Source organism: Spongiactinospora sp. 9N601 (assembly GCF_044326295.1).
GTDB classification, from domain to species: Bacteria; Actinomycetota; Actinomycetes; order Streptosporangiales; family Streptosporangiaceae; genus Spongiactinospora; species Spongiactinospora gelatinilytica.
The window spans coordinates 63592-85610 of record NZ_JBIRBB010000016.1 but is presented as its reverse complement, the minus strand read 5'-3'; the positions used below and the strand labels follow the sequence as shown (position 1 = coordinate 85610).

Sequence of the window (22019 nt, the reverse complement as noted above, 5' to 3'; positions counted from 1 at the left end):
CGCGGGCTGAATCGTCGGGATTCACCCTCGCACGATCGGTGGCTTCACTAACCTGGGGATGGGCCGACTGACGGCTGCCGGGGCTCCAAGCACAGTAGGTCCAGCCATGTAGGAAGGCGGTGTCGCGTGGATCGCTGCGCGCTGTTCGTGGACGCTGGCTACCTGCTAGCGGACGGCGCGATGGCGGTGCATGGGACCCGCCATCGAGAGGCCGTCTCGTGGGATTATCCGGGCCTTCTCCAACTCCTCACCGCCCTGTCCAGAGAGCGTACCGGGCTGCCGATGCTGCGCTGCTACTGGTACGAGGCGACCGTCGAGGGCCGCCGTACGCCGGAGCACGACGCGCTGGCCGACATCCCCGGGCTGAAGCTCCGCCTGTCCCGGATCAGGCCGGGGCGGCGCGAAGGCGTGGACGCCCAGGTCCATCGCGACCTGATGACGCTCGCCCGCAACTCCGCGATCTGCGACGCGGTCGTGGTCAGCGGGGACGAGGACCTGGCCCAGGTGGTCTGCGACGCCCAGGACCTCGGCATCCGGGTCACCGTCGTGCACATCGCGGCCGACGGCAACTGGGCGGTCTCCCGGACGCTGCGCCAGGAGTGCGACGACCTGATCGAGATCGGCGGCGGTCACCTGCGCTCGTACGTCTCGCTGACGCAGGGCGCCGCGACCGCCATGGAGCCGGTCAACGCCCTGGCCAACGGCCACCACCAGCCACTCTCCGCCGGCAACGGCCAGCACGCCCAACCGGCCCAGCACGCGCAACCGGCCCAGCACACCCAGCCGTCCCAGCCGGCCCAATCCATTCAGGCGGCTCAGTCCGCGCAGTCGGTGCCGTCCGCGCAGCCGAGTTCGCAGCCTCCCAGCGGCGGGCAGCAGACGCTCGGCCCCGCCCCCACCACCGGCTCGTCCGGCGGGCACGCGGCGGGCCCTCCGGCCCAGCAGTCCGGTAACGGCCAGATCATCACGCCGTCGTCCGGCGCGTCACCCATGCCGGGGTCATCCGGTTCTTCTGGTTCTTCCGGGTCCTCTGGTCCGTCCGGGGCGTCGCACGAGACGGGGTCCTCGGCGCCGGTGCAGCGTTCGAGCGGCGGGCACGCGGCCCCGTCCGCGCTGCCGTCCACGTCGTACCCGGGCTACCCGGCCGAGCCGCAACAGCCCTCCGGGCCGGCGCAGCAGCCGCCCGCCACCGGTCCGGCCACGACCTACTCGCCCACCACGACCGGCGGCTACCCGCCCTCACCGCAGCTCGGCGGCCCCTACACCGGCCCGCAACCGGCCCCGGTGCCCCCGCAGTCGGCCTCCGGCAGCGGCACCACCACCCTCGCCGAGGCGGTCAAGGCCGCGCACAAGGAGGGCCACGACTTCGGCGAGTCCGTGGCCCGCGACGCGCCCGCGCTGTGGCTGGAGGCCGTGCTGGCCCGCAAGCCGCGCATGCCGTCCGACCTGGAGGCCCGGCTGTTGCAGGGGTCGTCGCTGCCGATCGACTTCCTGCTGCACGACGAGGTGCGCCACGCCCTGCGCCGAGGCTTCTGGGACGCTCTGGAGCGAGCCCGCCGCTGATTTTGGACCGTGCCCGAACCGCTGCCGGGCGGCGGGTTCAGGCCGGTCTGCGGCCGACGTAGCGTGGCGAACCAGGTCAACGGCGGGCCGTGGCGTCAGCTCAGCGCGTCGAAACCGGCGCGCAGGTGGGCCAGCCGTTCGGTGAGGTCGGTGAGCGGCCCCGTCAGTGATGAGTCACCCGACTTGCGGGCCAGCTCCCGTACCCTGCCCAGCTCGTCTTCTGCGGCCGTCAGCCGGCGGGACAGCTCCGGCAGGATCGACGCCTGCTCGCCCGTCTCGCCCGGCGGCAGCTCCGTCACCACCCGCTCGCGCAGCAGCGCGGCCTGCTCGGTCATTCGGCGGTTCATCGTGTACAGCTCGACGAAGACCGAAACCTTGGCGCGCAGCACCCACGGGTCGAACGGTTTTGTCAGGTAGTCGACCGCGCCCGCCGCATAACCGCGGAAGGCGTAGTCAGGGGCGCTGTCGACGACCGTCAGGAAGATGATCGGGATGTTGCGGGTGCGCTCCCTGCGCTTGATGTGCGCCGCGGTCTCGAAGCCGTCCATGCCGGGCATCCGCACGTCCAGCAGGATCAGCGCGAACTCCGTGCTGAGCAGCGCCTTCAGCGCCTCCTCCCCGGACCTGGCCCGCACCGGCACGATGTCGAGCGAACTCAGGATCGCCTCAAGCGCGATCAGGTTCTCTTCGCGGTCGTCGACGAGCAGGATCTTGGCTCGGTCCGGCATGGCTCACGACCCTTCGTTCGGCTCGGTGGGCACGGCCTTCCCCCGGGACAGCCAGCCCCGGAGGCGTTCGAGCAGACGGTCCACGTCCACCGGCTTCGGTACATAGTCGGAGGCCCCGGAGGCGATGCTCTTCTCCCGGTCTCCTCTCATGACCTTAGCCGTCAGCGCGATGATCGGGAGATCCGCGAACTGCGGCATCCGCCTGATCGCCGACGTCGTCGCCCAACCGTCCATCTCCGGCATCATGATGTCCATCAGCACCAGCCCCACGTCTTCGTTGCGTTCGAGCTGCTCGATGCCCTCGCGGCCGTTCTCCGCGTAGACGACCGTCGAGCCGTGCCGTTCGAGCACGCTGGTGAGCGCGAAGACGTTGCGGATGTCGTCGTCCACGATAAGGATCTTGGAGCCGATCAGTGGGTCCTCGCCCTGCCAGCTGACCTGCGGCTCGGCCGGGGATGGGGCGATCGGCAACGGCTCCCGGAACGGGATCGTGGCCAGCACGTCGTCCTCTTCCGGCTCTGGGACGAAGGCCAGCGGTTCGCTGTCGGCCGGGGTCCGCTGCCGGGCCGCCGCGCCGCCGTCGCGGGAGGCCAGCGGGCCGGTGTAGGACGGCGGCAGGAAGAGCGTGAACGTGCTGCCCTTGCCCGGCTCGCTGTCCACGTGGATCTCGCCGCCGAGCAGCCGGGCGATCTCCCGGCAGATCGACAGGCCGAGGCCGGTGCCGCCGTACTTGCGGCTGGTCGTGCCGTCCGCCTGGCGGAACGCCTCGAAGATGACCTCCAGTTTGTCGGGCGCGATGCCGATGCCGGTGTCGCAGACCTGGAAGCCCAGCACGCCGTTGGCGTTCTGGAGGGTCTCGTCGTCGAACTCCACCTCGTCGGGCGCGGGCACCACGCGTAGCTTCACCTCGCCCTTCGGGGTGAACTTCACCGCGTTGGACAGCAGGTTGCGCAGCACCTGCTGGAGGCGCTGCTCGTCGGTGCGCAGCTCCTGAGGCACCGATTCGTCCACCTCGATGGCGAACTCCAGCCCCTTGTCCGCGGCCAGCGGCGCGAACGTCGCCTCCACGTACTCCACCAGCTTGGGCAGCAGAAGCTGCTGCGGGTGGATGTCCATCCGGCCCGCCTCCACCTTGGACAGGTCGAGGATGTCGTTGATGAGCTGGAGCAGCGCCGACCCGGCCCCGTGGATGGTGCGGGCGAATTCCACCTGCTGCGGGGTCAGGTTGCCCTCGGCGTTCTCGGTCAGCAACTTGGCCAGCACCAGCAGGCTGTTCAGCGGTGTGCGCAGCTCGTGCGACATGTTGGCCAGGAACTCCGACTTGTAGCGCGAGGAGACCGCGAGCTGTTCGGCTCGCTCCTCCAGGGTGCGCCTGGCCTGCTCGATCTGGAAGTTCTGGATCTCGATGGCGCGGTTCTGCTTGGCCAGCAGCGCCGCCTTGTCCTCCAGCTCGGCGTTGGAGCGCCGCAGCTCCTCCTGCTGGCGCTGCAACTCGTCGGAGCGCTCCTGCAACTCGCGGGTCAGCCGCTGGGACTCGGTCAGCAGCGCCTCGGTCCGGGAGTTGGCGATGATGGTGTTCATCGTGACGCCGATGGTCTCCACGAGCTGCGCCAGGAAGTCCAGGTGGACCTCGCTGAATTCGGTGAAGGACGCCAGCTCAAGGACGCCGAGCACCTTGCTCTCGAACAGGATCGGGTGCACCACGATCTGCGCGGGCGGCGACTGGCTCAGGCCGGTGTCCACCATGATGTAGCCGGCCGGGACGTTCTCCAGTACGACGTGCTTGCCCTCCAGCGCGGCCTGGCCGACGATGCCCTCGCCCATCGCGAACCGGCCGCGCGGGCTGGTGCCCGGACGCACGCCGTAGCCGGCGATGAGCATCAGGTCGCTGTCGTCGCCCTTGGCCTCGACGCTGTAGAAGGCGCCGTAGCGGGCCGACACCAGCGGGGTCAGCTCGCTCATGATGAGCTTGGCCACCTCGATCAGATCGCGGTGTCCCTGCATGAGCCGCTGGATGCGGGCCAGGTTGGACTTGAGCCAGTCCTGCTCCTGGTTGGCCTTGGTGGTGTCGCGCAGGTTGGACACCATCGTGTTGATGTTGTCCTTCAGGTCGGCCAGCTCGCCCTGCGCGTCCACGTCGATCTTGCGGGTGAGGTCGCCCTTGGCCACCGCCCCGGTGACCCCGGCGATGGCGCGGACCTGCGTGGTCAGGTTGCCCGCCAGCTCGTTGACGCTCTCGGTGAGGCGCTTCCAGGTGCCCTCCACGCCCTCGACCCGCGCCTGGCCGCCGAGCTGCCCCTCCGAGCCGACCTCGCGGGCCACCCGGGTGACCTCCGAGGCGAACGACGAAAGCTGGTCCACCATGCGGTTCATCGTGGTCTTCAGGGCCAGCATCTCGCCCTGCGCATCGGCGTCGATCTTGCGGGTGAGATCGCCGGTGGCGACGGCGGTGGTGACCTCGGCGATGTTGCGGACCTGGAGGGTCAGGTTGTTGGCCATGAAGTTGACGTTGTCCGTCAGGTCCTTCCAGACCCCGGACACGCCCCGCACTCGGGCCTGGCCGCCGAGCTGGCCTTCGGTGCCGACCTCGCGCGCGACCCGGGTCACCTCGTCCGCGAAGGACGAGAGCTGGTCGACCATCGTGTTGAGGGTGTCCTTGAGCTGAAGGATCTCCCCCTGCGCGTCGGCGTTGATCTTCTTGGACAGGTTGCCCTGGGCCACCGCCGTGGCGACCGTCGCGATGGCGCGGACCTGCGTGGTGAGGTTGCCCGCCATCACGTTGACGTTGTCCGTCAGGTCCTTCCAGACGCCGGAGACACCGCGGACCTGGGCCTGCCCGCCGAGCTGACCTTCGGTGCCCACCTCGCGGGCCACCCGGCTCACCTCGGAGGCGAACGACGAAAGCTGGTCCACCATGCGGTTCATCGTGGTCTTCAGGGCCAGCATCTCGCCCTGGGCGTCCACGTCGATCTTGCGGGTGAGGTCGCCGGTGGCCACGGCGGTGGTGACCTCGGCGATGTTGCGGACCTGGAGGGTCAGGTTGTTGGCCATGAAGTTGACGTTGTCGGTGAGGTCCTTCCAAACCCCCGACACACCGCGCACCCTGGCCTGGCCGCCGAGCTGGCCTTCGGTGCCCACCTCGCGCGCGACCCGGGTCACCTCGTCCGCGAACGAGGAGAGCTGGTCGACCATCGTGTTGAGGGTGTCCTTCAGTTGCAGGATCTCACCCTGGGCGTCGGCGTTGATCTTCTGGGAGAGATCGCCCTGCGCGACGGCGGTGGCCACCGTGGCGATGGCGCGGACCTGCGTGGTGAGGTTGCCCGCCATGAAGTTGACGTTGTCGGTGAGGTCCTTCCAGACGCCGGACACGCCGCGGACCTGGGCCTGGCCGCCGAGCTGGCCTTCGGTGCCCACCTCGCGCGCGACCCGGGTGACCTCCTCGGCGAACGAGGAGAGCTGGTCGACCATCGTGTTGACGGTGTTCTTCAGCTCGAACATCTCGCCGACGGCCTCGACGGTGACCTTGCGGCTCAGGTCGCCCTTGGCGACCGCGGTGGTGACCTCGGCGATGTCGCGGACCTGTGCGGAGACCCGGCCCGACATCGTGTTCACCGCGTCGGTGAGGTCACGCCAGCTTCCGGACATGCCGCGGGCGTTGGCCCGTCCGCCCAGCCGGCCCTCCGTCCCCGCCTCGCGGGCCACCCTGGTCACCTCGGAGTTGAACAGCGAGAGCTGGTCGACCATGCCGTTGATCGCCTTGCCCAGCCGCCGGACCTCGCCGCGCGCCGAGCGGTCCAGCTCGATCCGGCGGGAAAGGTCGCCCTTGGCCACGGCGTCGATCACGTCGGCCGCGCCGCTGACCGGGCTGACCAGGGCGTCGATCAGCGCGTTGACCGTGTCGACCTGGTCGGACCAGGCGCCCGACCCCGGCCCGTGCGCCAGCCGTTCGCCGAATCGGCCCTCCTTTACGACCTCTTTCTTCGCTCTCTGAAGTTCTTTGGCCATGTGCTCCTGGCGATCGGCGATCTCGTTGAGGACGATCTGCACCTCGCTCAGCACTCCGGTGGGCACGGCGGGGACACGCCGGCGGAAGTTGCCGTCGCGCAGTGCCAGCAGTGCCTGCAGAACCGGCCTGAGCTCCGATTCCGTGTAACACCGTTCCTCGTTGTCCGACACGGTGCCGGCGGTGTTCATTCGACCCTCCTCCACTCCCGGTGGGCAGCCGTGAGTGATGCCAGTCTGTCACGATGGGTAGCCTGGAGTCCTGCCCTCGATTTACCCCATGTCAGTGGAGAGTGTGGTAGGCACAAGACAGTGACCGAATCTCCACGAGCCGTCCTCGCCGCGACCTTCGCACCCGGTGAGTCGGCCGTACCAGCCGCACGGCGGTTCACACGCGAGGTGATCAGCGCGTGGGCCGCCGGTGCCGTGCTACCCCAGGCCGAGCAGATAACCGAGCAACTGGCCCTCGCCGCCGAGCGGGCCCCCTTCGAGGTGGTCTGGGGCCACCAGGGTGATGCGGTGCGCATCGAGGTCCGGCAGAAGGACGCTCCTCCCGAGTATACGAACGCTCTGACGGTGCCCGTCGAAGAGTGGGGCATCACGTTCTCGGGGCAGCTTCGGGTGCAGTGGGCCAAGCTGGCGCTGCCCGGCTCGGCGGCGCGGGTGGCCGACGACTGGACGCGGGAGGAGTCCAGAGGGTCGTTCTGGCTGGGCTTCCTGGCCGACGCCAGCGACCTGCTGGCCGGCACGCTCGACCCCGACATGGTCCCGGCCATCGTCGCCCAGATCGTGGTGCCCAGGCTGTCGGTCTGGTGCGCGGTCTACACCTCCGACGCGGGGCTCGGTCCGCTGCGTCTTTCCTATCTGTGGCACGCCGACGAGGCCCGGATCGACTCGCTGCGCGAGGAGCTGGCCGCGATCGAGGTGCCGCCGCCGCAGCGCCCGCAGACCGTCCCGCTCACTATCGGTGACTACCATGTGCTCGCGGTGCCGCTGCTGGCCAGGGGCCGCGGGCTCGGGGTGATGCTGCTCGGCCGTACCGACCGCTTCCCCGACGACATCATCCAGTTCGCCGAGGACATCGGCCGCCGCGCCGCGCTCGCCATGGACAACGCCCGCCTGTACGCCCAGCAGGCCGCCGCCAACCGGGCCCTGCAGCGCAGCCTGCTCCCGCCGGACAACCCCGAGGTCCCCGAGGTCGACTACGGCGTCGTCTACGAGCCCGCGGGCGAGACCAACGAGGTCGGCGGCGACTTCTACGACCTCTACCGGGCCGGCGACAACGGCGCGTGGCGGTTCGCGATCGGCGACGTCTGCGGCACCGGCCCGGAGGCGGCGTCCGTCACCGGCCTGGCCAGGACGACCCTGCGGCTGCTGGCCAGGGAAGGCCACAAGATCGCGCATGTGCTCGTCCGGCTCAACGAGGCGATCCTGGAGGAGGGCGAGCGGGCCAGGTTCCTCACCCTGCTGCACGGCGAGATCACCCCGACCGAGAGCGGGATGGAGGCGCGGCTGATCTCCGCCGGGCACCCGGAGGCGCTGCGGCTGCGCCAGACCGGCGAGGTGGAGGTCGTGGCGACGCCGCAGTCGCTGCTCGGGGTCTTCTCCGAGGTGACCTTTGAAGAGGACATCGTTGAGCTCAACCATGGAGACGTCCTCCTCGCGGTGACCGACGGGGTGACGGAGCGGCGTTCGGGCGGGCGGCTGCTCGACGACGACGGCGGCCTTGCCAGGCTGCTCGCCGAGTGCGTGGGCCTTTCGGCGCAGGCGGTCGCCGAGCGGATCAGGCGCGGTGTCCAGGACTTCGCGCCCGAGCCCAGTGCCGACGACCTGGCGATCCTCGTGCTGCGGGCGCCCTGAGCCGCGCTCAGGCCGGACGGCCGGACATACCGGTGAGGCGAAGCCGCTTCCTGGCGAAGTCCAGTTGCGCCGCCATCTGCTCGATGCGCTCGGCGACGACCAGCGACCCGTGCCCCGCGTCGAAGCGGTAGACCTCGTGGTCGTGGCCGCGTGCGGCCAGCCTGGCGATGTAGTTCTGGACCTGCCTGATGGGGCAGCGCGGGTCGTTCTCCCCGGCCAGCACGAGCACCGGGGCCGCCACCTGATCAACGTAGGTGATCGGGGAACTGGAGGCGTAGCGCTCCGGCACATCCTCGGGCGAGCCGCCGAGCAGCGCCCGCTGGTAGGCGCGCAGCCCCTCGGTCTCGTCCTCGTAGGTCGCCACGTGGTCGGCGATCGGCACCGCCGCGATCCCGGCCGCCCAGGTCTTGGGCTGTACGCCGAGCGCGAGCAGCGTCAGGTAGCCGCCCCACGACCCGCCCGCGATCACCAGGCGTTCCGGGTCGGCCAGGCCGCCCGCCACGACGTGTTCGCGCACCGCCGTGACGTCGGCCAGCTCGATGTGCCCGACGTCGCCGTGCAGGGCGTCGCGCCAGGCCGAGCCGTACCCGGTGGAGCCGCGGTAGTTGACCCGTACGACGGCGAAGCCGTGATCGACCCAGGCCGCGACGGCGGGTAAGAAGGAGTCGTCGTCCTGCGCGGTCGGCCCGCCGTGCAGCAGGAAGACCGTCGGGTAGGGCGCGTTGCCCCGCTCCGGGCGGGACACCAGCGTGTGGATGCGCCCGCCCGGCCCATCCACGTCGAGATCCTCCACCGGCACGGACGGCGGCGCGGACGGACCCGCCGGGTTCATCACCACGTGCCCCGCGCTGGAGCGGATCACCGGCGGGTGCGAGGAGTTCGACCAGGCGTACTCCACCGTGCCGTCGTGCCGGGCGGCGGCTGCCTCGATCACCCCGTGCGGGGTCTCGATCGGCGTCATCCCGCCCCCGCCCAGGTCGTAGCGGTGCAGCCTGGTACGCCCGCGGTGCTGCCTGACGATCAGCAGCGACCTGCCGTCCTGGAACCAGTCGGCGGTGACATCGCCGGGGTCGCGCAGCCAGACCTCGCGCTGGTCGCCGGTGAGCGGGTCCCACAGCAGCGGTTCGCGGCGACCGCGCCGCTCGTGCAGGGCGAGCAGCCGGCGGTCGCCCGCGATGGGGGAGAAGCGCACGCCGAGCAGGCCCTTGCCGGGCCCGTCGTGCAGGTCGCCGACGATCGTGCCGTTCGGGCGGATCACCCGCAGGGCGGGGTGCAGCGCGTCGCCGTGCTCGCTGTGGTCGATCAGGATGAGCGCCCCGTCCGGCGACATGGCGGTGACGTAGGCGGCCTCGGCGTGCTCGTAGACGACCGTGGGGGCCTCGCCCGGCTGTACGTGCAGGACCTGGAAGCCGCCGCCCGGCCTGGCCAGTCCGATCGCCGCGGTGCCGACCGACGACAGGCCGATGCCCATCGGGTGCCCGCTGGCCATGTCCTCCGCCGTCACGGCGGAGATCGCGTTCTCGTCGGGACCGCCGTCGAACGGCTGCCGCATCCACTGGCCCCACTCGTTGCCGTCGGTGTCGGCGAACCACCAGATCCACTGGCCGGCGGGGTCGAGCGCGGCGTACCTGGTGCCGTTGGGCCGGTCGGTCACCTGGCGGAACGCGCCGGTACTGCGGTCCCAGGCGTAGATCTCCCATGAGCCTGACGCGTTGCTCTGGTAGATCGCCCGGTTCGGGGCCTTGGCGGCGAACTGGGGCAGCGTCATCCGCGGCGCCCGGAACCTGGCCCGCCAGCGTTCCTCCGCCTTCATACGGCGCGTCCCTCCCTGTCAGGGTCTCCGCAGCCGGACGGAGCCCCTACGCGTTCCCCGCAAACGGGTTGGCGGTTGTGGTCCAGTATGTCGCGCTGAGGCAAGAAATGTTCAAGGAATGTGGGGGAATTTGGGACCAAATGTCCCTTCAGTACCATCTTTCGCGTCAGTCAGTCAAATATTGCCCTTGATCGGGAAGGTCGTTTCGGGCTACACACGGACTGTAAACCGACACCACGAAAGACGCGGTGACAATCACCGGATCGGCGATGTCGATCGCGGTCGCGCCCTCGCGATGCCAGGCGCTCGGACCCATTCCCACGACCGCCGCGACGGCGGCGGCGTCCAGCCGCATCGCGAACTCCACCCGGTGCCTGGCCCGCTCGGCGAACAGCCCGCGCAGGCTCTCCCCGACCCTGCGTTCCTTCTCCTCGTCCACCGACAGCAGGCCGAGGCGGTCTACCAGCGGGGACAGATGGGCGGGCCCCGGGGTCGCCACCACCAGCCGCCCGCCCGGCCGCAGCACCCGGGCGAACTCCGGCCCGTTGCGCGGCGCGAACACGTTGATCACGACATCGACCGCGGCGTCCTTGACCGGGAACGGCCGCCACACGTCGGCCACCACCGCCCCGGCCCGCGGATGCGCGCGGGCCGCCCGCCGGGCGGCGTGCTTGGACACGTCGAGCGCGACCCCCCGCGCGCCCTCGTGGCCGAGCACGGCGGCCAGGTAGTGGCCGGTGCCCGCGCCCGCGTCGAGCACCACCTCGCCGGGGGCCGCGCCCGCCGCCTCCGCCAGCCGTACGGCCAGCGGCTCGTAGTGCCCGGCGGACAGGAACGCGTCGCGGGCGGCCACCATCTCGGCGGTGTCGGCGGTGCCGGGGGAGCGGGAGCCGGACAGCAGGCTCACATAGCCCTGGCGGGCCACGTCGAAGACATGCCCGGTGGGGCAGCGCACGACCCGGCCGTCCAGGGTCAGATCGCCCCCGCAGACGGGGCAGCGCAGCACGTCCAGAACATCCCCCAGCATCCCCCCATCATCCCGCGCCGGGCGGGTCACGCCGCCTGGGCGATGACCTGACGCAGGAAGGCGGCGTTGGACGGGGTGTCGCCGAGCCGGTCGATCAGCAGTTCAAGGGCCTGCGGCTTGTCCAGCCCGGCCAGCGTGCGGCGCAGCCGCCACAGCAGTTGCCGCTCCTGCGGCGGGATCAGTATCTCCTCGCGGCGCGTGCTGGAGGCGTCCAGATCGACGGCCGGGAACAGCCGGCGGTCGGCCAGCGCCCGGCTGAGCCGCAGCTCCATGTTGCCGGTCCCCTTGAACTCCTCGAAGAACGTGTCGTCCATCCGGGAACCGGTCTCCACGAGCGCGGTCGCCAGGATCGTCAGCGAACCGCCCTCGCGTACGTTGCGGGCCGCGCCGAAGAAGCGGCGCGGCGGCAGCAGCGCCTGCGCGTCGATGCCGCCGGCCAGGATGCGCCCGCCGTTCGGGGCCTGGTTGTTGTAGGCGCGGCCCAGCCGGGTCAGCGAATCGAGCAGGACCACGACGTCGCGCCCCTGCTCCACGAGCCGCTTGGCGCGCTCGATGGCGAGTTCGGCGACGGCGGTGTGGTCGCGGTCGGCGCGGTCGAACGTCGAGTGCGCGACCTCACCGGCCACGGTCTCGGTCACCTCGGTGACCTCCTCCGGACGTTCGCCGACGAGGACCACCATCAGGTGGCAGCCGGGGTGGTTACGCGAGATCGCCGCCGCGACGGCGTGCAGGACCATCGTCTTGCCCGCCTTCGGCGGGGCCACGATCAGCCCCCGCTGACCCTTGCCGATCGGCGCGAACAGGTCGATCAGGCGGGTGGTCAGCACGTCGCCTCGGGTTTCGAGGGTCAGCCGCTCGCGGGGGTGGGTCGGGGTCATCTCGGCGAAGTCCGGGCGGTCGCGCCATTCGGGCCGGCCGTTGACGGTCTCGACGGTGGCCAGCTTGTCGTACGGCCGGCCCGCAGTACCGGCGACCAGGTCGCCCCGGCGCAGGCCGTACCGTCTCACCTGGGCGAGCGGCACGCGGACGTCGTGGCGGGAGGGGAGATAGCCGCCGGTCCTGAGATGGGCGGTCTTCTCCCGGATGTCGAGAACCCCGCTGACCGGCGTGGGCTCATCGGATGTGGTGGGGGTGGTGCTCAAGGGCCTTCCTCTCGGGAAGCGGCCCCCGGCTGAGGGTGTGCGCGCACGAGCGCGGCTTGAGTGAGGAACCTCCCGCCCTCAGCGGCGGGGGCGGTGATAGGGAAGTGGCCGGAAGCTCGCCCGAAGAAGGGGCGGTTCAACAGCCACTACCACACTAGCACTCCCGTGCCGTGCAGGCATGACGACAGAGGTTCGCAGGAAGTGGACGGCCGGAGTAAAGCGAGTTGCAAGGTGCTCAGGGTGTGATGGTCACGCGCACGAGAACGGCGCTGGCGTGGCAGCGGCCGTACGGCTCCCGTCGAGGGGGTGGGAGCCGTACGGCAGCCGGGTCGCGCTGGTCACTCGGTGAATTCGGCGCTGCTCAGGCGGCGGCGGTCGACCTGGAGGCGGAAGACGTCCGGGCGGTTGTAGTGGCCCGCCGGGTCGAAGTTCTGCCGCTCACCGGCCAGGAACGCCGGATCGGCGTCGGCGACCAGCAGGCGCTCCTCGCCGGAGACGGGCTCGACGATCCAGCGCCCGTCCGGGCCGGCGATGGCCGAGCCGCCGTCGTAGCCGGAGGAGTGCGCGGCCAGCTCCTCCTTGAACGGGAACCCGGCCGGGACGTCGTCGTAGCTGATGATCGCCCCGGCGGCCAGTGAGTAGACCCGTCCCTCCCTGGCGATGAAGCGGGTGATGTCGGAGGTCAGGCGGGTCGAGCCGGGCCACACCGAGACGTGTACGCCGGTGCCCTGGGCGTAGAGGGACTGGCGGGCCAGCGGCATCCAGTTCTCCCAGCAGTTGAGCCCGCTCACCCGTACGCCGCCGACCTCATGGGTGCGCAGGCCGTGACCGTCGCCCGCGCCCCAGACCAGGCGCTCCTCATAGGTCGGGACGAGCTTGCGATGCGCGCCGGCGATGCCGTGCTCGGGAGAGAGGGCGACCAGCGTGCAGTACACGGTGCCGCCGGCCCGCTCGGCGATCCCGAGATAGGTGAAGACCTTGAGGTCGCGTACGGCCTCGGCGATGACCTTGAGCTGGGGGCCGTCGAGTTCCACGGCGGCGTCCAGGTACCAGGCGTACGCCTCTTTCTGGCGGGGGTCGTCGAAGGCCGCGCCGCCGGTGAGGCTCAGCCAGTGGGGGTAGCCGGACAGGAAGGTCTCGGGAAAGGCCACCAGGTCCACATCCTGGTCGGCGGCCCGCCGCAGGTAGTCGAGGATCTTCTCCACCCCGGCGGCGGGGTCGAGCCAGGGAGAGCGGACCTGTGCCGCAGCAATACGCATATCCCGGACTTTAAGCCTCCACCCCCGAGTTCGTATTCGTATCCCGCCTCCACCAGGGCGATGTGATCACAGCGGAGGCGGCGCGTCCGTTGTAGGACACGGGCTTGACCTTGACGGGGTGGGTGGTACCTCTATGTTTCTGTTAGGAAGCTTTCCTAACAGTTGGATACATCGGGGTACCCGTCCACGACCCGCCGAACCGCTGGAGGCCAGCGAAAATGCACATCCGCACGCGCGTCGCCGCCCTGTCCGCGACCTTACTCACCGCCGCCGCACTGATCGCCACCGCCACCCCGGCGCATGCCGCGCCCGCCAACTGCACCGGCGGGACGAAGGATCATGCCGGAACCAGTGGAACCGCCTGGTACATCTGCACCGGCGGTGATGGCGGGTACGCCTTCAAGTACCGCGTCAAGCACCCGAACCCGCAGGCCGACACCTGGCTCTACGGCTACCAGACCGCCTGTGTGCCCGTCCCGCAGTGGCTCGAATTCAGGTACACCTGGGGCCAGAGGGAGGTCACAGGGGTCGCCTTCTGCTGACGCCTGATCAGTGACCCGTTCCCGCCGGCGGCCACGGTCGCCGGCGGGGACTCCGCCGGCATACCTCTGGGTACCCGTCCACGGTCCGCCGCCTCGCTGGATGGCCGGCGAAATGCACATGAGAAAGCGCATCGCCGCCGGTGACGGCGGGTACTGGCATCGGCCGGCGGGAGATCACGGAGATCGCCTACTGCTGACGATCCCGGTCAGGAGCACGATCAAAGCCGGGTTCGCGACGTCCAGTAGGCGAGGCCGTCGCGAACCCGGCGGGTCAGGGCGGACTCCGGGCCGAAGACGCGTTCCACGTCTGTGAGCAGGGCCGCGTACCGGCTCACCGCGCCGTGCGGGTCGCCGGCCTCGCCGGTCCAGCGGGCCGCGTACTCGCGGACGACGAGCGTGTCGAAGTGCTCGGGAGGGAAACGCCGGACCCGTACCGCGAGCACCGCCTCGCACTGGTCGCGGGCCGCGACCGGGTCGCCCGCCCGGCCCGTCCAATGGGCCAGGAAGACGCGGGCGACCAGAGCCACATGCGACTCCGGGCCGGAGATCCGCTCACAGTCGGGGACCAGCGCCGTATAGAGGTCGCGGGCGCCCGCGGGATCGCCCGCCTCGCCCACCCGGAACGCGAGGTTGGAACGGGCCCAGAGCGTGTCCGGGTGCTCGGGGCCGGAGATGCGCTCATGGGCGCTGAGCAGGCTCGTGCACGCCTTGAGGGCGGCCTCGGCGGCGCCGCTCTCCCCGAGGAACCGCGCGTACTGGTCGCGCGCGGTCAGGGTGTCCGGGTGTTCGGCGCACCAGACCCGTTCCATCCGGGGCAGGAACTCCTCATAGCGCAACCGGGCGGCCTCGGCGTCGCCCGCCTGGCCGGTCCAGAACGCGATCTGGTGGGCGAGCCGGATCGTGTCGGGGTCGTCCGGGCCGGAGACCCGCTCCCGCACCGGCAGCAGTTCCAGCGCCCGATCGCGGGCGATGCCGGGAGAGCCCGCCTGGCCGATCTGCTCCACGAGGGCAGCGGCCAGCCAGAGCGTGTCGGGATGTTCCCCGCCGGAGACCCGCTCCCGCAGCGGCAGCAGCGCGGCGAGCAGGTCACGGGCCCTGGCCGGGTCGCCCGCCTGCCCGATCCGCACGGCACGCAGCGCGGCGGCGGTGAGCGTGTCGGGATGCTCGGGCCCGAGGCGGCCGAGTACGTCGGCATGGATCTCGCCCTGGACCCTCGCGGCCGTCTGGTAGTCGCCGAGCGCCGCCAGGTAGTCCACGATCTCCCGCATCCCCCGGGCCGACGGCTCCAGTGCCACGTGCGCGTGCGGGACGAGCCGCGCGTACAGCGGCCGGTTGGCCACGAGATCGGGACGTCCGGGCAGGGCGTCCTCGATCAGCGCGGCGGCGGCCGAGCGCCACGCCGCCCGCGCCGAGGGGGACATCCGGTCGGCGGTGACGGCCTGGACGAGCCGGTGTACCGACAGCACGCCGGGCTCCGGGCTGGCGACGAGCGAGTACCTGCGCAGCTCGGCGACGGCCTCGGCGATCCTGATCGGGTCTCCGGCGAGCCCGGCGAGCCCGGCGAGCTCCGTCAGGCCGAGTGAGTCCGGCAGGGACGTCCGCCGTCCGGCGAGAAGGGTCCGGATCGGCACGTCGTCCGGGGCCAGCCAGGACAGCAGGCGCAGCAGCGCGATGGCGTCGGGGGCGTCGCGCTCAAGGCGCTGGAAGGCGAGCGTCCAGGTCGAGGCCACCGAACCGGCGTAGTCGTAGGGCTCGCCCCGATCCAGCAGCACGTCGCGCCGGGCGCGCAGCCCGTCGAGGTATTCGGCCAGCGACAATCCCGCGGTGCTGATGAACGCTCCGGCCTGCTCCAGCGCGAGCGGCAGCGCGCCCAGCTCGGTCGCGACGGCGGCTGCCGCGACGCCGTCGTCCTGTCCGGTGCGGTCCAGCAGGAACCGGGCCGCCGCCGGGATGTCCGGGGGCGTCACCTCGATGCCCAGCGCCAGCGGCCAGTGCGCCGACCGGGAGGTGATCAGCAGCTTGCCCGGCCCGGTCGCGGGCAGCCACCCCCGGATCGCGGTTTGGTCGGTGACGTTGTCCAGTACGAGCAGCCAGGGCCGGTCGGCCTCGGCGAGCGCGGTGTGGACCTGGGCCACGGGGCCGCCGCCGTCGTCGGGCAGCCGCAGCCGTACGGCCAGCGCCGCGAACCCGCCCGCCAGCGCGGTGTGGTCCTCGGCGGCGAACTGCCAGATCAGCCCGTGCCCGGACCGGACCCGATGCGCGAACTCCACCGCCAGGCTGGTCTTGCCGATCCCGCCGAGCCCGTGCAGGACGACCTGGACGGGCGTGTCCGACGGCTCGGCGAAGGCGTGGTGCAGCCGGGTCAGCAGCGCCGCCCGCCCCGCGAGCCGCAGCGGCCGGGGCTTCAGCTCGAAGACTCCGGCCGCGGGCCGCCGGACGCCTCCGCCGGTCTCCGCCGGCCGCCTTGCGCGGGCCTGCTGGAGGAGCCGCGCCCATCCGGGTTCGTCCAGCAGTTCGCCGATCCGGTGCCCGCGCCGGGCGCGTCCGCGAGCGTGCTCGGTCAGCACCCTGACCAGGGTGAGGAAGGCCGCTTCCGCGCCGGGCAGGTGGTCGCCGTTCTGCCAGGCGCTGATCTGCCGGAAGGTCACCGTCCACGACGCGTCCCTGGGGCGCCTGGCCATCGTCCTGGCCGCCGCGCGTTCCAGCGTCAGGCCCGACTCCTGTACGAGCTCCGCCAGCCGTACCGCGAACTCGCCGCCACGCCGCCCGTCGCCCACCGCGCCACCCCCCACCACCGGGTGCAGGTTCCGGACCGGACCAGACCGGAGAACTCAACCTAACGCCCCCACCGGCCACGCGGCCCCTCCGTGCGCGAGCCGGCATATCTCCGGCCGGCCCGGCCGTGGCCCGATGGCTCTCCCGCGCGGCGTTCGCCCTGCGGGAGAACATCAAGGAGGACCCGCATGACCATTCGGCGTACCGCCCTGCTCCGGCGCTGCCGGACCCTGATCGTCGCCATCGGCACGGCGCTGGCGCTCCTCACCGCGCTCGGCGGGACGGCCCAGGCCCAGAACTTCGCCAAGACCTACTACTGGAACTACGACATCCACGCCGGGGACTGCACAATGTTCCACGGCGCCTCGTGGACCCTGAACCCGGACGGCACGGCACGCTTCTATGGCGTGGTGACCAGCAGCGACGACAACGACGCGTGGCTGATGTGGGCGAACCTTAAGAACTCCAGCGGACAGCATCTGGGCCGGATCGTGGCCAACACCCACTGGGACGACCTCACCAAGTTCGTGTTCAACCTGCCCGACTCCTCCCGTCAGTACGTCTGGCAGCAGAACGGAACCTTCAACGCCTCGCTCTACTCGCAGGTCGCCTCGATGAGCCTGGACTCGCACTGCTGAGCAGAACCCCTCCACCGCCCCCGGCCGCCAACCGGCCGGGGGCGCTCCTATTGCGAAAGTCCGGTGAAGGTGAGGGAGGTGGGGATGGCCGCGAAGGTGGTGTGCAGGTCGGTGATGAGGTCCGCGTGGGTGGGGGTGTGCGGGCGGGCGGTCCAAGTACGCAGGGCCGCGTGAAAGGCGGAGACCACCATCTCCAGGGCCAGCCGGGGGCGGGGGTCGTCCGGGGCGAGGTCCAGGCGGCGGCGCAGGATCTCCTCGACGGCCGCGCTGGTGCGGTCGCAGTACTGCCACCCGTGCCCGGCGACGGACGGTGTGCGCTCGGCCAGGCGCTGGCTCAGCCGTACTCGCCGTACCCACACGCCGTCGCCGTCGTCCATCCGGGCGAGGGCGGCGAGCAGCGCGGCCTGTAGTCCTTCCAGGACGGGGACGTGGCCGAGCGGCAGGCGCTCGACGTCGTCGCGCAGGCCGTTCCACATCGATTCCAGCGGGGCCGAGGCGACCTGTTCCTTGCTGGCGAAGTTGCGGAAGAACGTGCGTTTGGAGACCTCGACGGCCTCGCACAACTCATCCAGGGTGACTCCGTCGAAGCCGCGTTCGGTGAACAGCGCGAGGGCGGTGTCGATCAGCGCGGACCTGGTCCTGAGCTTCTTGCGCTCGCGCAGTGGAAGCCGCTCGGCGGTGGGCGCGTCGTGGGTCATCGCCGTCAGTGTATATCCGGATGAGCAGATGCCGCTCTATGGCTTATGCTTCTTAGTGGCACTTTACATAGGGAGAAGGAAATCATGCGCGCTCTGCTCGTTGACCGTTCCGTTCCTTCCGGCCTGCGTCTGGGCGAGGCGCCCGATCCGACGCCCGCCGCCGACCAGGCACTCGTCCGGGTCGCCGCCACGTCGCTCAACTTCGGCGAGGTCAGGCACGGCATCGCGAACGCCGAGGAGGGCGCGGCGCTCGGCTGGGACGCCGCAGGGGTCGTGGTCCAGGCCGCCGCCGACGGGTCCGGCCCGGCGGTGGGCACCCGCGTGGTGACCCTCGCCGGGAGCGGCGGATGGGCCGAACTGCGGGCCGTGCCCACGGACATGATCGGGATCGTCCCTGAGCACGCCGACCTCGGCGCGATCAGCACCATCCCGGTCGCGGCGGCGACCGCGCTGCGCGCCCTCGACCGGCTGGGCCCCACGCTGGGGCGGCGAATCCTGGTGACCGGCGCGACGGGCGGCAGCGGGCGCTACGCCGTACAGCTCGCCCGGCTCGGCGGCGCGCACGTGATCGCGTCCACCGGCGACCCGGCCAGGCACGGCGACGCGCTGCGCGCGCTGGGCGCGCACGAGGTGATCCGCACTCCGGAGGAGGCCGACCCCGGGCTCGACGGGGTGCTCGACATGGTGGGCGGCCCGCAGCTCGTGGCGGCGTTCGACCGGCTCGGCGACGGCGGCACGCTGATCGCCATCGGCCACGCCACAGAGGAGGGCGAGCACTTCCCGTTCGGCGCGCTGATCAACAGCGAGGGCCGCCAGGACCGGTCGCTGGTCACGTTCTGGCTGACGTACTGCCAGGGGCTGGACCGCAGCCTGACCTGGCTGGCCCAGCAGGTCGCGGACGGCGTGCTCAGCCCGGAGATCGCCTGGCGCGGCGGCTGGGACGACGCCGCCGAAGCGGTGAACGCCCTGCTCGAACGCCGCCTGCACGGCAAGGCGGTCCTCGACCTCACCTGACGGCCCTTCGTTGCGCGTGTTGCGTGCCTGTCGAACGCCGTACCGTCGCACTGCCCGCTCCCGCGGTCCGTCCCGATGATTGCACCAGCAATCGTCGGGCTCGTGACTTCGGTGAGAAGGTGCAGATGATGGGCGACATGCCGACCGGCCAGGAGGCGTTCGCGGTGTGGGAGGTGGAGGCGGGGGATCGCGGCGCGTGCGGCGTCACCGACAACCGCGCCACCGCGCAGCGCGAGATGGTCCGCGCGCTGGAGTCCTTCCCGCGCGGGCGGGGGAGGGTACGGCTGGCCTGGCCGGCCCCGGGACTCGTCTACCGATACGGCGAGACGCTGGTCACCGCCCACCGCTACGGGCGGGTCTTCGTCTCGGTCCGAGGCGACGCCTGGGAGGCCGGCCCCCCATGGACCTGCTGACCCCGGCCCAACGGGCACACCTCGGCGCACTCGAATCGACCTTCCCGGGATGGCGGATCGTGGTCCACCAGGGAGTCTGGCACGCGACCCGCCACCGGGCGGTCACGCCTGAGCAACGGTGCAACGGCCTGCACCGCCAACTCGCCCGTCCCGATCCGGTGGCGCTGTTCCACGCACTGTGCGGGCAACTGGCGATCCTGGTCCGAATGGGCGACGCGTGATCAGGCGGGGTTGAGGAGTCGGCGGAGTTCGGTGGCGTGGGGGTGGGTGTGCGCCTGTCGGGGGAGGGCCTTGTTGATCTTGGTGGTGATGAAGCGGCGGGCCGTGCTCATGGGGCCGGTACTGAGGGTGGTGACGGCGTGGGTGAGGCCGTCGTCGATCTCGCGCCGCCGTACCAGGTCGAGGGCGCGGACGAGCGGGAGGAGGGTGAGCGGGGCAGGGGGGTCGACCCGGTAGAGGCTGCTTGTCTGGTCGGTGATGTCCGCGGCGCGGTCGTCGCCGATCAGGGCAAGAAGGTACGCCTCGTTCCAGTGCAGCCATGCCTCGCCCACCGTGGCTGCCGGATCGCTGTGCTCGGCGGCGGAAGGCGGGAGGCGCTCGAAAGTCCGTGTGAAGTTCTGTAGGGCGGCCCGTGCGTCGGCCGGGCCGCCGGTGTGGCCGTCGGCGGCCAGCCAGCCTTGTACGATCTGCGCCCGCACAAGCCCGTAACTCGGCGCGTCTCCGGCGATATGGACGGCCCTGTCCGCCAACCCCTTGATCACGGCGGGTGACGACCCGGGCCACCAGCACATCCCGGTCGCCTCCTTGGCGCGCACCCACACCGCCAGATCACGATCCCCGGAGGCATCGGCCGCTCGCCGGGCGGCACGCCACACGTCGCGGGCGGCCCGCGAGTTGCCCGTGTCGTTCAGATCGGTTGCCAGCAGACCGGACAACTCGGCGGACACTCGCAGAAGACCGGCCTGTACACGCGGGGTGTTGCCCTGCCCGAGCAGATGGCCTAAGGCAGCGAGGTCGGCGGTGAGATCGGTGACCATGCCCCCGATCGGCTTCCGGTTGAACATGTAGCCGTACTCGCGGACGGTTCGTTCCCAGTCGTCAAGATCGATGCGGGTGTCGAGGACTCTGTCGATTCCGGCAATGGCCTGTTCGAGATCGGCCAGCGGAATCGCCGCTCCAGCACCGGCGGTGGCGATGAGCTGTATCGCGGTACGCCGTTCCATGTCGTCGCCTTCGTCATCGATGGGAGGACCGCCTGGTGATGTACCCTTTCGGCGGCGTTCGGATGCCACGGTGTCGGCGTGCATGGCGATGAGCTCGCCCTCCGCCCCGAGGCATTCGTCTACAAGACGCGCGGCGGTGGCGGTGGGCCGGTTTCGGCCGCTTTCCCACCTGCTGACCAGGCTGAAATGCACATGCGCGGCGGCACCGATATCGCGTACGCCGAGCCCGCTGCGCTCCCGATGCCTGCGCATCGCCCCACCGAACACACTCCAGACCGGATCCAGCCCCATCCCCGAATCCTTACACCACAGCGCGTCCGCATGCTCACAATCCGTGAAAGCTGATCAGGCGGCGGAGTTCGGTGGCGTGGGGGTGGGTGTGCGCCTGTCGGGGGAGGGCCTTGGTGATCTCGGTGGTGATGAAGCGGCGGGCCGTGCTCAGGGGGCCGGTACTGAGGGTGGTGACGGCGTGGGTGAGGCCGTCGTCGATCTCGCGCCGCCGTACCAGGTCGAGGGCGCGGATGAGCTGAAGGAGGGAGACCGTGCCGGGCGTGTCTGCGGAGTAGCGAGCCAGTGCCTGGTCGAAGACGTCTTGGGCCTGGTCGTCGCCGATCATGGTGAGCAGATGCGCCTCATGCCAGTGCAGCCATGCCTCGCCCAGCGCGTCTTCCGGTCGGCCGTGGCCACCGGGTGGAAGACGCTCGAAGGTCTCCGAGAAGGCCCGCAGGGCGGCGCGAGCTTCGCCGATGTCGCCGCCGTGGCCATCGGCCGCCAGTCGGCAGCGCACGATGTGCGCCCGCAGGATTCCGTAGCTCGGTGTGTCTCCGGCCCGGATTACCGCCTGCTCGGCCAGTTCCCGTACGGCGTGCGGCGACGAACCGGCCCACCACAGGTCATCCGCTTCCTTGGCGCGGACATATACCGACAACTCCTGATCGCCGGAGGCGTCGGCGGACCGCCGGGCCGCCCGCCACACATGCCGGGCCACTCTCGGCCGGCCGGAGTCGTGCAGGTCCGTGGCCAGCAGGCTGGACAACTCGGCGGCCACCCGTAGCAGCCCGGCCTGCACGCGCGGGGCGTTGCCCTGATTCAGCAGGTGGCTCACGGCGGTGATCTCGGCGGTCAGGTCGGCCGCCAGTGCCCCGACCGGCCGCCGGACGAACTGGTAGCCGTACTCGCGGACGGTGCGTTCCCAGTCGTCGAGGTCGATCCGGGTGTCGAGAATGCGGTCCATCGTGGTGAGGGACTGTTCCAGATCGGCCAGGGGGATAACGGCTCCGGCGGTGGCGATGAGCTGTATCGCGGTACGCCGTTCCATTTCG

The 22019-nt window shown here is 71.0% G+C and carries 16 protein-coding genes and 1 pseudogene; 7 read left to right on the top strand and 10 right to left on the bottom strand.

Going from position 1 to position 22019, the window contains the following annotated elements; all coding sequences use genetic code 11:
* Positions 1 to 126 precede the first annotated feature (126 nt).
* Positions 127 to 1563 carry an NYN domain-containing protein gene (locus ACH34R_RS32815; protein WP_397565441.1) on the top strand — a complete coding sequence of 479 codons (1437 nt, stop codon included), beginning with the start codon at positions 127 to 129 and terminating at the stop codon, positions 1561 to 1563.
* A gap of 95 nt (positions 1564 to 1658) precedes the next feature.
* Here the strand turns inward: ACH34R_RS32815 and ACH34R_RS32810 are convergent, their stop codons facing one another.
* Both ACH34R_RS32810 and ACH34R_RS32805 read right to left on the bottom strand, forming a co-directional pair.
* A complete protein-coding gene (locus ACH34R_RS32810) occupies positions 1659 to 2291 on the bottom strand; it encodes a two-component system response regulator (protein ID WP_397565440.1) in 633 nt (210 codons plus the stop codon).
* Between the two features lie 3 nt (positions 2292 to 2294).
* Positions 2295 to 6485, bottom strand: a complete 4191-nt coding sequence (locus ACH34R_RS32805) for a HAMP domain-containing protein (RefSeq protein WP_397565439.1) — start codon at positions 6483 to 6485, stop codon at positions 2295 to 2297.
* Between the two features lie 120 nt (positions 6486 to 6605).
* On the opposite strand from ACH34R_RS32805, the gene ACH34R_RS32800 reads away from it, so the two are divergent.
* Entirely contained in the window at positions 6606 to 8153 is a 1548-nt protein-coding gene (locus ACH34R_RS32800) for a PP2C family protein-serine/threonine phosphatase (RefSeq protein WP_397565438.1), read from the top strand.
* A 7-nt stretch (positions 8154 to 8160) separates the two neighbouring features.
* Here ACH34R_RS32800 and ACH34R_RS32795 read toward each other — a convergent pair whose 3' ends face one another.
* The 4 genes and pseudogenes from ACH34R_RS32795 to ACH34R_RS32780 all read right to left on the bottom strand — a co-directional run bounded on the left by ACH34R_RS32795 (position 8161) and on the right by ACH34R_RS32780 (position 13394).
* A complete protein-coding gene (locus ACH34R_RS32795; protein WP_397565437.1) occupies positions 8161 to 9966 on the bottom strand; it encodes a prolyl oligopeptidase family serine peptidase in 1806 nt (601 codons plus the stop codon).
* Positions 9967 to 10132: 166 nt separating this feature from the next.
* On the bottom strand, positions 10133 to 10993 hold the full coding sequence (locus tag ACH34R_RS32790) for a putative RNA methyltransferase (protein ID WP_397565436.1): 861 nt from the start codon (positions 10991 to 10993) through the stop codon (positions 10133 to 10135).
* 26 nt (positions 10994 to 11019) lie between these two features.
* A pseudogene (rho, locus tag ACH34R_RS32785) lies at positions 11020 to 12189 on the bottom strand (transcription termination factor Rho); the annotation flags it as partial.
* 284 nt (positions 12190 to 12473) lie between these two features.
* On the bottom strand, positions 12474 to 13394 hold the full coding sequence (locus tag ACH34R_RS32780) for a carbon-nitrogen hydrolase family protein (protein WP_397565435.1): 921 nt from the start codon (positions 13392 to 13394) through the stop codon (positions 12474 to 12476).
* Positions 13395 to 13612: 218 nt separating this feature from the next.
* Between ACH34R_RS32780 and ACH34R_RS32775 the strand changes: the two genes are divergently transcribed.
* Positions 13613 to 13936, top strand: coding sequence for a hypothetical protein (locus ACH34R_RS32775; RefSeq protein ID WP_397565434.1), 324 nt, complete (start codon positions 13613 to 13615; stop codon positions 13934 to 13936).
* Positions 13937 to 14154: 218 nt separating this feature from the next.
* Here ACH34R_RS32775 and ACH34R_RS32770 read toward each other — a convergent pair whose 3' ends face one another.
* Positions 14155 to 16731: a tetratricopeptide repeat protein gene (locus ACH34R_RS32770; protein WP_397565433.1), complete on the bottom strand. Its 2577-nt coding sequence runs from the start codon at positions 16729 to 16731 to the stop codon at positions 14155 to 14157.
* 168 nt (positions 16732 to 16899) lie between these two features.
* Here ACH34R_RS32770 and ACH34R_RS32765 point away from each other — a divergent pair, with 168 nt between their 5' ends.
* Complete coding sequence (locus ACH34R_RS32765) at positions 16900 to 17349, top strand: DUF6294 family protein (RefSeq protein ID WP_397565432.1); 450 nt, start codon at positions 16900 to 16902, stop codon at positions 17347 to 17349.
* Positions 17350 to 17396: 47 nt separating this feature from the next.
* Here the strand turns inward: ACH34R_RS32765 and ACH34R_RS32760 are convergent, their stop codons facing one another.
* On the bottom strand, positions 17397 to 18047 hold the full coding sequence (locus ACH34R_RS32760; RefSeq protein WP_397565431.1) for a TetR/AcrR family transcriptional regulator: 651 nt from the start codon (positions 18045 to 18047) through the stop codon (positions 17397 to 17399).
* Positions 18048 to 18131: 84 nt separating this feature from the next.
* Here ACH34R_RS32760 and ACH34R_RS32755 point away from each other — a divergent pair, with 84 nt between their 5' ends.
* The 3 genes from ACH34R_RS32755 (at position 18132) to ACH34R_RS32745 (ending at position 19695) form a co-directional block, all read left to right on the top strand.
* Positions 18132 to 19061, top strand: coding sequence for a zinc-binding dehydrogenase (locus ACH34R_RS32755; RefSeq protein ID WP_397565430.1), 930 nt, complete (start codon positions 18132 to 18134; stop codon positions 19059 to 19061).
* A 128-nt stretch (positions 19062 to 19189) separates the two neighbouring features.
* A complete protein-coding gene (locus ACH34R_RS32750) occupies positions 19190 to 19474 on the top strand; it encodes a hypothetical protein (RefSeq protein ID WP_397565429.1) in 285 nt (94 codons plus the stop codon).
* Positions 19462 to 19695 (top strand): hypothetical protein, encoded by a 234-nt coding sequence (locus ACH34R_RS32745; RefSeq protein WP_397565428.1) that lies wholly within the window; start codon positions 19462 to 19464, stop codon positions 19693 to 19695. Before ACH34R_RS32750 ends, ACH34R_RS32745 begins: the two co-directional genes overlap by 13 nt.
* On the opposite strand, the gene ACH34R_RS32740 is transcribed toward ACH34R_RS32745, so the two are convergent.
* Entirely contained in the window at positions 19696 to 20988 is a 1293-nt protein-coding gene (locus tag ACH34R_RS32740; RefSeq protein WP_397565427.1) for a helix-turn-helix domain-containing protein, read from the bottom strand.
* Between the two features lie 34 nt (positions 20989 to 21022).
* Positions 21023 to 22015, bottom strand: a complete 993-nt coding sequence (locus ACH34R_RS32735) for an XRE family transcriptional regulator (protein WP_397565551.1) — start codon at positions 22013 to 22015, stop codon at positions 21023 to 21025.
* Between the last annotated feature and the right edge of the window lie 4 nt (positions 22016 to 22019).